Consider the following 13,716-nt stretch of genomic DNA (forward strand, 5'->3'; position numbering starts at 1 on the left):
CCGCTCAGCCCGCCGGGAAGGCCTGCACCGCCGACGCCGGGCGCGCCGCCTCCCACCACGCCGCCTGGCGCAGGACCTCGAGGTCGGCGAAGCGGCGGCCCGAGATCTGCAGCGCGATGGCGCGGCCGTCGGAGGTGGTGCCCGCGTTGATGCTCGCGGCCGGCTGGCCCGACATATTGTAGGGCAGGGTGAAGGCGATGTGCGCCATGCCGCGGTCCTCGTGACCCCACGGCATCGGCCACTCAGCGGGGAACGCCGCGACCGGGGCGACAGGCGAGAGCACGGCGTCGAAGGGCAGGGTCGCCTCGACGGTGCGGCGGCGCAGCTCGCTGATCGCCTCCGTGGCCTCGAGCACGCGGCGTCCCGAGACGTCGGCTCCGCCGTGCACCCAGGTGGTGATGAAGGGCAGGGCGCGCGCCTTCGCCTCGGTCGGCAGCTCGTAGTAGGTGCGCCAGAAGCGCACGCGCCAGAAGAGGTCGACCTGCTCGAGCACGCCGTCGTCGATGAAGGCGGGCAGCTCGACGACCTCGGCGCCCGCGTCCGACCAGGCGTCGGCCGCGGCGAGGACGGCGGCGCGGATCTCGGGGTCGACCGGCATGCCGGCTCCGGGGTCCACGTGCACGGCGACACGGCGGCCGCGCACGTCGAGGTCGAGGTCGTTCCAGTCGATGGTCTCGGGCGGCAGCGAGGTGTAGTCGCGGGCATCGGGGCGCGAGAGCACCGACATGCCGAGGGCGACATCCGCGACCGACTGCGCGAGGGGTCCGGCGGCGCGGCCCTGGTAGGGGTTGTCGAGCGGGATGCGCCCGTCGCTCGGCTTGAGCGTGGCGAGGCCGAGCCAGGCGGCGGGCAGGCGGACGGAGCCGCCGATGTCGGTGCCGACGTGGAAGGTGCCGAAACCGGCGGCCGCGGCGGCGCCCGCTCCCGACGACGAGCCGCCGACGGTGAGGGCGGGGTCGATCGGGCTGCGGGTGATGCCGTGCGCGCTCGAGACACCGGAGGAGAGCATCCCCCAGTCGGGCATCGTGGTCGAGCCGAGGATGACGGCCCCGGCCTCGTTCAGGCGGGCGACGGCGGGAGAGTCGTGGGTCGGCACGGTCGCCGCGGCGGCGGCGGTCCCGGCGCGCGCGGGGAGGCCGGCGCGGTAGAGGTTCTCCTTGACGGTCACGGGCACGCCGTCGACCGGTCCGCGCTGCTCGCCGGAGCGCCAGCGCTGCTCGCTCGCCCGGGCCGCGGCGAGCGCGAGCGCGGGGTCGAGGTCGCTGAACGCGTTGATCGCGGGGTTCCGCACCGCGATGTCGGCGAGGATCTCCTCCGTCACCTCGACCGGCGAGAGCTCGCCGGACTCGTAGCCGGCAGCGAGACGGGCGCCGTCGAAACGGGACGGAGCAGTGCGGGTGGCGGGGGTCATCGGATCTCCTGGCGGTGGCGGATCGAGGGGGTCGCGGCGATCAGGGCGCGGGTGTAGTCGTCGGCCGGGTTCTCGTAGATGGCGCGGGTGGCGCCCTGCTCGACGATCTCGCCCTGGCGCATGACGGCGACGCGGTCGCAGAGGTAGCGGACGACGCCGAGGTCGTGCGAGACGAAGATCAGGGTGAGCCGGTACTCCTCGACGAGGTCGGCGAGCAGGTTGAGCACCTGCGCGCGCACCGAGACGTCGAGCGCACTGACGGGCTCGTCGGCGACGAGGATCTTCGGGCGGCAGACCAGGGCGCGTGCGATCGAGATCCGCTGGCGCTGCCCGCCCGAGAACTGGTGGGGGTAGCGGTCGACCGAGTCGGCGGGCAGCCCGACCGCGGCGATCATCTCGGCGACGCGGGAGGCGCGCTCGGCCCTGCCGACCGCCTCCCCCGTGTTCACGGCGTTCAGCAGCGGCTCGGCGATGATGTCGCCGACGCGCATCCGCGGGTCGAGCGAGGCCATCGGGTCCTGGAACACGATCTGGAGGCTGCGGCGCACCTCGGCGAGGTCGGCCTTCTTGTGGGTGCTCAGGTCGCGGCCGACCACCTCGAGCGCTCCGGCGGTCGGGGTGTCGAGCCCCGAGAGCAGGCGGAGGAGGGTCGACTTGCCCGATCCCGACTCCCCCACGATCCCGAAACGGTCGCCGGCGCGGATCTCGAAGTCGAGGCCGCGGAGGGCGTGCACCTTCTGCGACGCGGCGAACAGGGAGGAGCGGCCGCGGTCGTAGGTCTTGGTGAGTCCGGAGGCGCGCACCACGGCGGGTGCCGCGGGGGCGGCCTCGCGCTCGGCCCGGCCCGCGTCCATCCGGTCGACCGAGATCCCGGGGGTGTACCCCTCCGAGGTCGCGACGGTGAAGAGGCGGCCGGCGGAGTCGGTGGCGTCGAGGTCGGAGGCGGCCAGCAGACCGCGCGTGTAGGGGTGCTCCGGCCGGGTGAAGACCCGGTCGATCGGGCCCTCCTCGACGACGACGCCGGCGTTCATCACGAGCACGCGGTCGCAGGTCTCGCCGACGACGGCGAGATCGTGGGTGATGAAGAGGAGCCCGGTGCCGCGCTCGGACACCGTGCGCAGCACCAGATCGAGGACCTGCTTCTGCACGGTGACGTCGAGCGCGGTCGTCGGCTCGTCGGCGACGAGCAGCGCGGGGTCGTTCGCCAGGGCGATGGCGAGCACGACGCGCTGCCGCTGACCGCCCGAGAGCTGGTGCGGGTAGGCGCGCGCCGCCTCCTCGGGAGACGGGAGCCCGACATCGGCGAGCAGCTCGACCGCCCGGCGGCGGGCCGCGCGGCGATCGGGCTGGGTGCGGTGGATCTCCATCACCTCGGCGATCTGGCGGCCGACCCGCATCAGCGGGTTGAGCGCGGTCATCGGCTCCTGGAACACCATCGCCATCGACGAGCCGCGCAGGCGTGCGGCGGCCCGCTCGCCCAGGCTCACGATGTCGGTGTCGGCCCCGCCGACGCGCACGCGGCCGGTCGCGGTGACCGTGTCGGGGAGCAGCCCCATCACGGCGAGCGAGGTGAGCGACTTGCCCGAGCCCGACTCGCCGATCAGGCCGACGCGCTCGCCTGCACCGATGCGGAAGGTCAGGTCGTCGACGAGGAGGCGCTCACCGGCGTGCACCGAGAGGCCGGCGACGTCGAGGGCGAAGGGACGGGGATCGGTGGGCACAGCGGGCATCAGCGGTTCCTCATCTTCGGGTCGAAGCGGTCGCGCAGACCGTCGCCGAGCAGGTTGAAGCCGAGGACCGCCAGCGCGATCGCCAGGCCGGGCACGACGGCCAGGTAGTCGTAGGCGCCGAGGAACTGCTGCGAGTCCTGCAGCATGCGACCCCACGAGGGGGTGGGCGGCTTGGTGCCCAGCCCCAGGAACGACAGCCCCGCCTCCGCCAGCACCGCGATGCCGAAGTTGACCGAGCACTGCACGACGAGGATGCCGGCGATGTTGGGCAGCACGTGCCGGATCGCGATCGCGGAGCCGGAGCGGTTGGCGGCCCTGGCGGCGAACACGTAGTCGGTGCTCATCACCTGCAGGGTGCCGGCGCGGGCGACCCGGGCGAAGGCCGGAGCCGCTCCGATGCCGAGCGCGACCATCGCGGTGGTGGTGTCGGCGCCGAAGACCGCGCCGAAGACGATCGCGAGCAGGAGGCCGGGGAACGCCATCACGACGTCGCTGCCGCCCATGATCAGGGCGCCGGTCTTCTTGGGGCGCATGCCCGCGAGGATCCCGAGCGGGACTCCGATGACCGCGGCGATGGCGACCGCCACGGTGCCCACCAGCAGAGTGATCTGCGCGCCGACCATGATCTGCGAGAGCACGTCGCGCCCGTAGCGGTCGGTGCCGAACGGATGCGCGGCGCTCGGGAACAGCAGGCGGTCGGCGGCGACCGAGCGCTCGGGGTCGTACGGCGTCCAGACGAGCGAGACCAGGGCGGTGACGAGCACCAGGAGGATCAGCGCGGCGCCGATCCAGAGCTGGGCGTCGGCTCCGGGCCGGAACCGGCGGAACCGGCCGGGGACCTGCGTGATCAGCCGGGTGCGCGGGGGCACCGGACGGCCGGGCTCGGTGCCCGGCGGGAGCGTGGCGGTCATGAGGCCCTCCGGAGTCGGGGATCGAGGAGCGTGAAGGCGAGGTCGACCAGGAAGTTGATCGCGACGATCGCGACCACGAGCACGGCGACGACCGCCTGCACGGCGAGCAGATCGCGGTTGCCGACCGAGTCGACGAGGTAGCTGCCGAGCCCGGGGATGCTGAAGACGCGCTCGATCACGACGGCGCCGATGAAGAGGCCGGCGAGCTGCACGCCGACGATCGTCAGCACCGGGATCCCGGCGTTGCGCAGCCCGTGACGGACGAGCGCGCCACCGGCGGTGAGCCCCTTCGAGCGGGCGGTGCGGAGGAAGTCCTCGCGCATGATCTCGAGGACGGCCGAGCGGACGTACCGCGTCAGGATCGACGCCTGCACCGAGCCGAGCGCGATCGCGGGCAGGGCGATGTGCGAGAGGAACGCCGGGTCGGACGGCGGCACCCACCCGCCGGAGGGGAACCAGCCGAGCCCGATCGCGAAGAACGCGATCAGCAGCACCCCGACGAGGAAGTTGGGGACGGCGACGCCGATCTGCGAGACACCAGAGATGACGACTCCCGACGCGTGCCGCTGCCGCATGGCCGCGAGAGTGCCGAGCGGGATCGCGACGACCAGCGCGATCAGCATCGCGACGACCACCAGGATCAGCGTCACCTGGAAGCGGTCGGACACGATCGGCGAGATCGCCTGGCCCGTGACGGCGGAGGTGCCGAGGTCACCGCGGAGGAGCCCCGCCAGCCAGTCGAGGTACTGCACGACCAGCGGGGCGTCCGTGCCGTTCGCGGCCCGCCAGGCGTCGAGCTGCTCCGGAGTGGCCTCGATCCCGAGGGCCACCGTCGCGGCGTCGCCCGGCATCACGCGCAGGAGGAGGAACACGACGATCGTCGAGATGAGCACGGTCGCGAGGAAGTTGCCGACGAGTGCGAGCATCCGCAGCGCCATGGTCGCCTCCTTTCAGTGGGGTCGGGACGGGTGGGGCGGCGGCGCCTCTCGGCACCGCCGCCGGGTGGTCAGGACCAGGCGAGACCGGTGAGGTCGAGCGACTCCGTGACCGAGTTGCCGGCGATGCCGGTGAGGCCGGAGTCGGCGATCACGATGTTGGGGAAGAGGAACAGCGGCACGGCCGGCACGTCGGTGGCGACCTCGGCGACCACGTCCTTCATGCCGGCGACCCACTCCTCCTGCGAGGCGGCGTCGGCCGCGGTGGCCTTCGTCACCACGTCGGGGTCGTCGTAGCCGAGGTAGTACTCCGGGTCGCCGAAGTTGGCGAGGAAGTCGCGCGGCTCGACGGCGAGGATGACCGACATCTCGTAGTCGTGGCGGGTGAACACCTTGTCGAGCCAGACGGCGGGGAACTCGTCCGACGCGATCGTCGCGTCGATGCCGACCTCGGCCAGCTGCGAGACGACGACCTCGGAGACGGCGGTGGCGTAGGGGCGGGTCGGCACGTCGAAGGTGATCGAGAGGTCCTCGGCGCCGGCCTCGGCGAGCAGCTCGCGGGCCTTCTCGGGGTCGTAGGCGTACTCGTCGGTCAGGTCCTCGTAGTACGGGTCGGTCGGGGGGACCATCGCGCCGATGAGCTCGCCGTAGCCGGCCCACGCGGTGTCGATGATCGCCTGGCGGTCGAGGGCGTAGGCGATGGCCTGGCGGATCCGCAGGTCGTCGAACGGCGCCTCGGCGTTGTTCATCGAGAGCATGATCTCGCCGTTCGAGGTGCCCTGGATGACCTGGTACTCGTCGTTCGTCTCGAACTGCGCGACGAGGTCGGGCGCCTGCATGTTGTAGAGCATGTCGACGTCGCCGGCGCGCAGCGCGTTGGTCGAGGCGACCGCGTCGGCGAAGTAGCGGAGGGTGACGTCGGTCACCGCGGGGGCCTCGCCCCAGTAGCCGTCGCGGGCGGCCAGCGAGATGTGGTCGCCGGTCACGCGCTCGGTGACGGTGTACGGGCCGCTGCCGACGGGCGTGTTGGCGAGGTCGGCGACTCCGCTCTCGTCGAACATCAGGCCGACGCTGCCGCCCATGTCGAAGAGCCAGGAGTTGCTGGGCCGGGTGAGCACGACCTTCGCCTCGGTGGGCGAGACGACGTCGACGCGGTCGAGGACCGCCATCTTGGCCTGGTTGATCTTCCAGTCGGTCTTCACGCGCTCGAGCGAGAACTTGACGTCGTCGGCGGTGAACTCGGCGCCGTTCGAGAAGGTGACTCCCTCCTCGAGCACGAAGTCGTACTCGAGCCCGTCGTCGCTGACCGTCCACGACGTCGCGAGCTTCGGCTGCAGCTCGCCGTCCTGGTCGACGGCGACGAGACCCTCGTAGACGTTGTTCATCAGCGCCTGCGGGATGGCGGCGCCCGCCGTGGTGGTGAAGTCGAAGTTCGCCGGCTCGCCGGTGAGGCCGACGATCGCGGTCGGGTCGTGCGCCTCGGTGCCGGCTCCGGAGGAGGAGGAGTTGCCGGCGCCGGCACTGCAGGCGGAGAGCGCCAGGGCCGAGAGGAGGGCGGTCGCGGCGAGCGCGAGGCGGCGGGGTGTCGTGGTCACGGGAGCGGCTCCGAGGGGTCGGGCGGTGCAGGGAGGTGAGGGGGTCGTCAGGGTGGCGCGGTACTGGTCTGACCAGTAGAAGGAACGGTAGGATGGCGCTGCGACGCGGGTCAAGCGAGGAAACAAAGATGTAACGTGCCCGACCCCGTCGATGAGAGGGAGACCCATGACGTTCATCGCCGTGCAGAAGGTCAGCGCCTACGAGTCGATCGTCGAGCAGATCGAGCGGGCGGTCGAAGCCGGCGACCTGAAGCCGGGTGATCGCCTGCCCGGCGAGCGCCAGCTGATGGCCGACTTCTCGGTCAGCCGCGCCACCGTCCGCGAGGCGCTCCGCGTCCTCCAGGCGACCGGGATCCTCGAGTCCCGACCCGGCGACCCCCGCGGTCCGATGATCACCGCCTACTCCCCCCGCATGCTCGAGAAGTCGATGGCGCGCCTCGCCCACCTCGAGAGCATCAGCCGGGTCGAGCTGCTCCAGTTCCGCCTCCTGCTCGAGGGGCAGTCGTGCCTGCTCGCGGCCGAGAACCGCACCGCGGAGGATCTCGCGCTCATCGAGGAGCACCTGGCCGCCCTGCACGAGGTCGCCCGCGGCGAGGCCGACGGCTTCGGCGAGCGGGTGAACCGCTTCCACGCGGCGATCCGGCACGCCTCCGGCAACCAGCTGATCGAGGTCTGCGGCAACGTCGTCGGCGGAGTGATGGCGCACCTCGCCGACGGGCGGCTCGTCACCGAGACCGACCGGCTCGCCCGGATGCGGCAGAGCGCCGCCGACGGCGAGACCCTCGTCGACGCACTGCGGAGGCGCTCACCGCGCGAGGCGGCCGACATCTCGCGCCGCACCATCTACCGCTACTACGCCGACGACCTGACGGCCGACGAGGTGCGCGCGCTGGCGAGCTCGATCCCGGGCGTCGTCGCCTGACCAGGGCCCGGCGGACCGCGACCGGTAGCATCGGCGGCTCCGACAGGGGGTCGCATGCGGCAGTACACGCCACTCGAGCAGCGGATCGACGACGTCGCGCGGCGCCTGCTCGCCCGCGGGCCCGCCTCCGGGCTGCGCGCAGGAGTGATCGAGTTCCTGGTGTTCGGCGCGAAGCAGGCCTGGGCCTGCGTGTTCGGTGCGGCGCTGCTGGTCGTGATCGTCGCCGCGCGGCTCTGGTACCCGGATGACGCGGCCCTCGCCCGCAACGACGCGCTGACTCTGGCTGCGGTCGCACTGCAGATCGTGATGATCGCGACCCGCCTCGAGACCGGACGCGAGCTGTGGGTGATCGTGATCTTCCACCTCGTCGGCACGGGGATGGAGCTCTTCAAGACCGACGTCGGCTCGTGGAGCTACGCGGCCGACGGGGTGCTGCGGATCGGCGCGGTCCCCTTGTTCAGCGGGTTCCTCTACGCCTCCGTGGGCTCGTACATGGTGCGGATCCACCGTCTCTTCGACTTGCGCTTCGACCGCTGGCCCTCCGGCTGGCTGACGGCGACGGCCGCCGTGCTGATCTACGTCAACTTCTTCAGCCACCACTTCCTGCCCGACGCGCGCTGGCTGATCCTCGTCTTCGTGGCCCTGCTGTGGTTCCGGACGACGATGGTCTACCGCGTGCACCGCGGGACGCACCGAATGCCGCTGCTCGTCGCCTTCGCGCTGGTCGCCTTCGCTGTGCCGATTCGGTCGCCGCAGAGCGGCGCCCCGCAGTCGGCTTCCCGGGATGGCCGCGTTCCGTAGAGCGTCCTGCGTCCGGCGACGTGAATCCGCTCGAACGCGGATTCCCGGATACGCCTGTTCCTTGTACACGCCGACGTGAGATGACTCCTCCGTCAAGCCCGGACCGCGGGCCGCCGCGGCCTGACAGGCTGTCGGCCGTGCCTCCCTGGTCCCTCGCCCTGCTCAGCGGCGCCATCGGCGGCGCCACCCTCCTCATCGGCGCCGCGCTCGCATGGTTCGTCCGCGTGCCTCCGAAGCTCACCGCCGCGATCTCGGCGTTCGGAGCCGGCGTGCTGATCTCGGCGCTCGCCTACGAACTCGTCGAAGAGGCGGCCGACGACGGTGGGCTGCTGCCGACCGTGCTCGGCACCCTCGTCGGCGCCCTCGTCTTCGTCGGAGCCGACGCCCTGCTCACCCGCGCGGGAGCCGGCGACCGCAAGAGCTCGAAGGGCTCGGGCGGAGGCGGCGGCGCGGCGATCGCGGCGGGCGCGCTGATCGATGGGATCCCCGAGTCGATCGTGCTCGGCCTCTCGGTCGCGCAGGGCGGTGCAGGAGCCGCGATCAGCGTGCCGATCGTCGCCGCCGTCGCCATCTCGAACCTGCCCGAGGGCCTCTCCTCCACCGTCGGCATGAAGACCGACGGGCGCTCGGCCCGCTACGTCTTCACGGTCTGGGGAGGCATCGCGGGGCTGTCCGCGATCGCCGCGCTCGTCGGCTTCCTCGTCTTCGCGACGGCGCCGGGAGCGGTGGTCGCGTTCGTGACGACGGTCGCCGCCGGCGCGATCCTCGCGATGATCTCGAACACGATGATCCCCGAGGCGTTCGACCGCAACGACGTCTTGACCGGGCTGTACTCCGTGCTCGGATTCGTCACCGCGTTCACGCTGCATTCGATCTGAACGCCGCGAAACGGCGTTCCGCGGTCGGCGGAGCAGGTGGCCGGTTCCCGCAGAGCGTCCCGCTTGCGGCGACGGAAATCCGCTGAGACGCGGATCTCCGGATGCGCCTCGTGGGTGAGGGCTGGTCTGCAAGGGAGGTCTGCTGGGTACGGCGCCTCGGGTAGCTCGCTGGTCGAGTAGCCCCGCAAGGGCGTATCGAGACCCGTCACCGTCAGCAGAGCGGGTATGCAGACCTCGCCCACTGACGACGGGGATCTCGATACGCCCGCTCCGCGGGCTACTCGATCAGCAGGCAGCGGCGCACGCCATCAGCCGAGCGCGTCGCCCCACAGCGGAGGCCGCCCCCTCTCAGCTGATGGTGTGCGCTCCCCCGCAGTCTGGACGGCTTGCCCGCTCGTCGAGGAGCTGAGCCGGGAAGCGCACTGCTGGCAGGGGAGGGAGCTCCGGCTCGTGAGATCCGGTTCGGCTCGCTGGAATCGGCCGGATCGACGAGCCGAACGAGATTCGGCGAGCCGGAGGTGCGCCACTGGCGCGCGTCTCAGCCGCTGAAGGCGGTCAGCGCGTCGTCGAGGATGCCCAGCCCGCGGGCGACCTCCGCCGGCGTCACGACGGCCGGGGGCACCACGTGGATGCGGTTGTCGGCGGTGAAGGGCAGGAGGCCCCGCGAGAGCAGGTCGGCCTTCAGGCGGCCGACGGCGGCGGCGGGCAGCGGCTCGCGGGTCGCGCGGTCGGTCACGAGCTCCAGCGCCCAGAAGACGCCCGAGCCGCGGACCTCGCCGATGACGTCGTGCTTCGCCTCGAGCGCTGCCAGGCCGGGAGCGAGGTGCTCCGATCCGATGGTCTTCGCGTTGTCGACGATGCCCTCCTCCGCCATCGCCTCGAGCGTCGCGACGACGCTCGCCGCAGCGAGCGGGTGCCCGGAGTAGGTGAGCCCGCCCGGGAAGACGCGCTCGTCGAAGTGGTGCGCGATCGGGTCCGAGATGACGACGCCTCCGATCGGCACGTAGCCCGAGTTGACGCCCTTCGCGAAGGTGATGAGGTCGGGGCGCACGTCGAACGCGTCGAAGGCGAACCACTCGCCGGTGCGGCCGAAGCCGGCCATCACCTCGTCGAGGATGAGCTGGATGCCGTAGCGATCGGCGATCGCGCGGACGCCGGGGAGGTAGCCGGGCGGCGGGGTCAGGATGCCGGCGGTGCCGGGGATCGTCTCGATCAGGAACGCGGCGATCGACTCCGGACCCTCGGCCTGCACGACGCGCTCGAGGTGGTGCAGCGCGCGCTCGCACTCCTGCTCGGGGGTCTCGGCCCAGAACTCGCTGCGGTAGAGGTACGGGCCGAAGGCGTGCACGTGTCCGCGGGCGTACTCGTTGGGGATGCGGCGCCAGTCACCGGTCGAGACGATGGCCGCTCCGGTGTTGCCGTGGTACGAGCGGTAGAGCGAGACGACCTTGTCGCGGCCGGTGTACAGGCGCGCCATGCGGATCGCGTTCTCGTTGGCGTCCGCGCCTCCGTTGGTGAAGAAGACCTTCTCGAAGCCCTCGGGGGCCCGCTCGGTGATGAGGCGCGCGGCCTCGGCACGGGTCTCGTTGGCGGCCGCGGGGCCGACCGTGGTGAGGATCGCCGCCTGCTCCTGGATCGCCGCGACGACCTTCGGGTGCTGGTAGCCGATGTTGACGTTGACCAGCTGGCTCGAGAAGTCGAGGTAGTGGGTGCCGTCGACGTCCCAGACCTCGCAGCCGAGGCCGCCGGCGATCGGCAGCGGGTTCAGCGAGCCCTGGGCCGACCACGAGTGGAACACGCGCGAGCGGTCGGCGGCGCTGACGGAGGCGTTGTCGCGGACGGAGCCGTCGTGGACGTCGTTCGGAGTCGTCGAGAGGGTCATGACTCCATCGTGCCGCCTCGGGGCCACTCAGCGACTGCCGGATCCGTCCAACCTGCAGCTCTACGATGGACACACCGTCACGACTGGAGCCGCCCATGCCCGCGACCGTCCGCGATCTGCTCGCCGAGCCGGCCTTCCGGCTCCGGATCCTCGCCGGCGTGCACGACGAGGCGGCGCTCGACGCCCCGCTGGTCTGGGCGCACTCGTCCGACCTCGTCGACCCGACTCCGTGGCTCGAGTCGGGACAGCTGCTGCTCACCGACGGCGTGCACTTCACGGGCGAGCACCCGGCCGAGTTCTCGGAGGGCTACGTCGCCCGCCTGCGCGGCCGCGGCATCCGTGCGCTCGGCTTCGCGACCGAGATCGTGCACGACGAGGTGCCGGCCCGCCTCGTGGCGGCGTGCGAGCGGCAGGGCCTGCCGCTGCTCGAGGTCGCCGAGCGGACCCCGTTCATGGGCATCATCCGCTTCGTGGCCGACGTCATCTCGCGCGAGCAGCGCGAACGGCTCGAGTGGTCGCTCGAGGCGCAGCGGCGCGTCGCGCGGGCGGCGCTGCGCCCCGACGGGCTCGCGGCGATCCTCTCGGAGCTCGAGCGCCAGCTCGACTGCTGGGTCGCGCTCTACGACGCGGTCGGGCAGCGCGTGCACCTGCCGACGCGACTCGACGTGCCGGAGGCGGCGGAGGCGTCGGTCGCCGCGGCGGTGCGGCACGCCCTCTCCCGCGGCAGCCGCGCGGGCCTGCGCCTCGACGACGGCGGAGGGGTCACCCTGCAGACCCTGGGGCAGCGCGACCACCTGCGCGGCGTTCTCGCGGTGGGCACCGGGACTCCGCTCGACCCGGCGGGCAACGACCTGGTCGCGAGTGTGATCGGACTCGCGAGCATCGCTCTCGAGCAGCGGCGGGCGCTCGACACCTCCCGCCGACAGCTGCGCTCGGGTCTGCTCGAGCTGCTCGCCGCGGGGGCGTTCGACGTCGCCGCCCGCACCGCGCGACAGCTCTGGGGCACGCTCCCCGCCGAGCCGGTGCGGATCAGCGTGCTGAGCGAGCCGGTCCTCGGCGACTCGCTGCTCGACGAGCTGGAGGTCTTCGCCGAGGACGACGGTGCGCGCCTCTTCTTCGCCGAGCGCGACTCCGCCCTCGTGGTCGTCACCGGCGCCGACGATCTGGACCTGATCGCGGGAGTGCTGGAGCGCCACGGCGCGACCGCCGGCGCATCCGCCCCGATCGTCTGGGCCGACCTCGATCGAGGGCTGGCGGAGGCGCGGCGCGCGGCCGAGCGCGCCACCCCCGACCGCCCGCTGCTGCGCTTCGAGGACGTGGCCGAGCAGGGCATGCTCGGCCTGCTCGCCGCCTCCGGTGCGGAGCCGCTCGCCCGGCGGATGCTCGAGCCGCTGCTGACGCCCGAGGGCACCGTGCTGCTCGAGTCGGCACGCGTCTGGCTCCGGCGCAACGGCGCCTGGGACCCGGCCGCCCGCGAGCTCGGCGTGCACCGGCACACGCTCCGCAACCGCATCACCGCGGTGGAGCGGGCCCTCGGCATCGACTTCGACGACTTCGGCGCCCGCAGCGAGCTCTGGACCGCCATGCGCTTCCTCTGACGGCGCGGGCCCCGATCCGCGGAGTGGAGGCGCCCCGGCGGACGTGGCACATTTCTCTTGGTGGCCCGGCGGGCGACCCGCGTCCGTCGGGGCGAGCGGCTCCGGAGAGAGGAGATGGCGGTGGTCTTCCTCCAGCAGGCCCAGCGCTCGTCGCAGGGCTTCTCGCCGGCGGCGGCGCGGATGAAGGCGTCGAAGACCCTGGGGCCCGTCCAGCTCGCGCAGGTGACGGCGCCGAAGGGCCGGGACGACGCCGGGTCGGGGTACAGCGATCCGAAGGACGCGTTCGTGTGGGCGTTCGTCACCTCGGGCGCGATCATCAGCCACCGCGGGTCGCTCGAGATCCCGTGCGAGGCGGGACAGCTCGCGGTGAGTCACATGCCGCAGGTGTCGGGGTTCGAGCTCACCCCGGGCTTCCGGAGCCTGTCGATCCGGATCGCCAGCACGGCCCTGCCGCTGTCCCCCACGGAGGTCGAGGCGATGTCGACGACGACGTTCCTCGTCGAGGAGGGCGCGCCCCGGCTGCTGGGGTCGATGGCGTCGTACGTGATGTCCCTCCGGACGCCGCTGGGCCCGGCATCGGAGGCGGCCTTCGCGCAATCGGTGATCGACCTGACCCGCGCCTTCGTCGACGACGTCCTCGACCAGCGCACGGAGCCGTCGATCGAGCGCCGGCTGCTGCTCGGGCGGGCGCGGGACTACATCGTCCGCCACGCCGCCAGCCCGTCCACGACGCCCTCCGTCGTCGCCGAGCAGATGGCGGTGTCGGTGCGGACGCTGCAGAAGCTGTTCGAGCGCGAAGGATCCACCGTCGCCGCCGAGATCCTGTCGGCCCGCCTCGCCCGCGCTCGCGCCCTGCTGGAGCGCTCGGCTCCCGAGGCGGTCAGCATCCGCGCGGTCGCCGAGCGCAGCGGCTTCCGGTCGGCGTCGGCGTTCAGCCGGGCGTTCGCCCAGCACTCGGGCCGCTCGCCGCGCTCCTGGCGGGACGATGCGGGCTCCTCCGCCGCGGTCCGAGACCGCTCGACCTCGTGACCCTGCGCGAACGGAGGCGTGACG

The 13,716-nt window shown here is 72.5% G+C and carries 11 protein-coding genes; 5 read left to right on the forward strand and 6 right to left on the reverse strand.

Going from position 1 to position 13,716, the window contains the following annotated elements:
- Window positions 1-4: 4 nt before the first annotated feature.
- From GRS92_RS01495 to GRS92_RS01515, 5 genes are all read right to left on the reverse strand, one after another.
- Window positions 5-1,411, reverse strand: a complete 1,407-nt coding sequence (locus GRS92_RS01495; protein WP_159852610.1) for an amidase — start codon at window positions 1,409-1,411, stop codon at window positions 5-7.
- Window positions 1,408-3,141: a dipeptide ABC transporter ATP-binding protein gene (locus tag GRS92_RS01500; protein ID WP_159852612.1), complete on the reverse strand. Its 1,734-nt coding sequence runs from the start codon at window positions 3,139-3,141 to the stop codon at window positions 1,408-1,410. The genes GRS92_RS01495 and GRS92_RS01500 overlap by 4 nt, the downstream gene beginning before the upstream one ends.
- Window positions 3,141-4,052, reverse strand: a complete 912-nt coding sequence (locus GRS92_RS01505; RefSeq protein WP_159852614.1) for an ABC transporter permease — start codon at window positions 4,050-4,052, stop codon at window positions 3,141-3,143. The genes GRS92_RS01500 and GRS92_RS01505 overlap by 1 nt, the downstream gene beginning before the upstream one ends.
- Window positions 4,049-4,990, reverse strand: coding sequence for an ABC transporter permease (locus tag GRS92_RS01510; protein WP_159852616.1), 942 nt, complete (start codon window positions 4,988-4,990; stop codon window positions 4,049-4,051). The genes GRS92_RS01505 and GRS92_RS01510 overlap by 4 nt, the downstream gene beginning before the upstream one ends.
- A gap of 68 nt (window positions 4,991-5,058) precedes the next feature.
- The gene (locus tag GRS92_RS01515; RefSeq protein WP_235021758.1) at window positions 5,059-6,582 is read right to left on the reverse strand and encodes an ABC transporter substrate-binding protein; all 1,524 of its coding nucleotides are present in this window, start codon (window positions 6,580-6,582) and stop codon (window positions 5,059-5,061) included.
- Window positions 6,583-6,748: 166 nt separating this feature from the next.
- Between GRS92_RS01515 and GRS92_RS01520 the strand changes: the two genes are divergently transcribed.
- The 3 genes from GRS92_RS01520 (at window position 6,749) to GRS92_RS01530 (ending at window position 9,183) form a co-directional block, all read left to right on the forward strand.
- Window positions 6,749-7,504, forward strand: a complete 756-nt coding sequence (locus GRS92_RS01520) for a FadR/GntR family transcriptional regulator (RefSeq protein WP_159852620.1) — start codon at window positions 6,749-6,751, stop codon at window positions 7,502-7,504.
- 54 nt (window positions 7,505-7,558) lie between these two features.
- On the forward strand, window positions 7,559-8,305 hold the full coding sequence (locus GRS92_RS01525) for a DUF817 domain-containing protein (protein WP_159852622.1): 747 nt from the start codon (window positions 7,559-7,561) through the stop codon (window positions 8,303-8,305).
- A 137-nt stretch (window positions 8,306-8,442) separates the two neighbouring features.
- Complete coding sequence (locus tag GRS92_RS01530; protein ID WP_159852624.1) at window positions 8,443-9,183, forward strand: ZIP family metal transporter; 741 nt, start codon at window positions 8,443-8,445, stop codon at window positions 9,181-9,183.
- 538 nt (window positions 9,184-9,721) lie between these two features.
- Here GRS92_RS01530 and GRS92_RS01535 read toward each other — a convergent pair.
- Window positions 9,722-11,065 (reverse strand): aspartate aminotransferase family protein, encoded by a 1,344-nt coding sequence (locus tag GRS92_RS01535; protein WP_159852626.1) that lies wholly within the window; start codon window positions 11,063-11,065, stop codon window positions 9,722-9,724.
- A gap of 95 nt (window positions 11,066-11,160) precedes the next feature.
- Between GRS92_RS01535 and GRS92_RS01540 the strand changes: the two genes are divergently transcribed.
- On the forward strand, window positions 11,161-12,663 hold the full coding sequence (locus tag GRS92_RS01540; protein WP_159852628.1) for a PucR family transcriptional regulator: 1,503 nt from the start codon (window positions 11,161-11,163) through the stop codon (window positions 12,661-12,663).
- A gap of 120 nt (window positions 12,664-12,783) precedes the next feature.
- Complete coding sequence (locus tag GRS92_RS01545) at window positions 12,784-13,692, forward strand: helix-turn-helix domain-containing protein (RefSeq protein ID WP_159852630.1); 909 nt, start codon at window positions 12,784-12,786, stop codon at window positions 13,690-13,692.
- Window positions 13,693-13,716: the final 24 nt, after the last annotated feature.

Origin of the sequence: Rathayibacter sp. VKM Ac-2754, assembly GCF_009807095.1 — a bacterium.
GTDB lineage: Bacteria > Actinomycetota > Actinomycetes > Actinomycetales > Microbacteriaceae > Rathayibacter.

What these genes read in the sequence shown, in the direction of transcription:
- GRS92_RS01495 (WP_159852610.1), bottom strand. Translation starts at nt 1,411, where the DNA reads ATGACCCCCGCCACCCGCACTGCTCCGTCCCGTTTCGACGGCGCCCGT.
- GRS92_RS01500 (WP_159852612.1), bottom strand. Translation starts at nt 3,141, where the DNA reads ATGCCCGCTGTGCCCACCGATCCCCGTCCCTTCGCCCTCGACGTCGCC.
- GRS92_RS01505 (WP_159852614.1), bottom strand. Translation starts at nt 4,052, where the DNA reads ATGACCGCCACGCTCCCGCCGGGCACCGAGCCCGGCCGTCCGGTGCCC.
- GRS92_RS01510 (WP_159852616.1), bottom strand. Translation starts at nt 4,990, where the DNA reads ATGGCGCTGCGGATGCTCGCACTCGTCGGCAACTTCCTCGCGACCGTG.
- GRS92_RS01520 (WP_159852620.1), top strand. Translation starts at nt 6,749, where the DNA reads ATGACGTTCATCGCCGTGCAGAAGGTCAGCGCCTACGAGTCGATCGTC.
- GRS92_RS01525 (WP_159852622.1), top strand. Translation starts at nt 7,559, where the DNA reads ATGCGGCAGTACACGCCACTCGAGCAGCGGATCGACGACGTCGCGCGG.
- GRS92_RS01535 (WP_159852626.1), bottom strand. Translation starts at nt 11,065, where the DNA reads ATGACCCTCTCGACGACTCCGAACGACGTCCACGACGGCTCCGTCCGC.
- GRS92_RS01540 (WP_159852628.1), top strand. Translation starts at nt 11,161, where the DNA reads ATGCCCGCGACCGTCCGCGATCTGCTCGCCGAGCCGGCCTTCCGGCTC.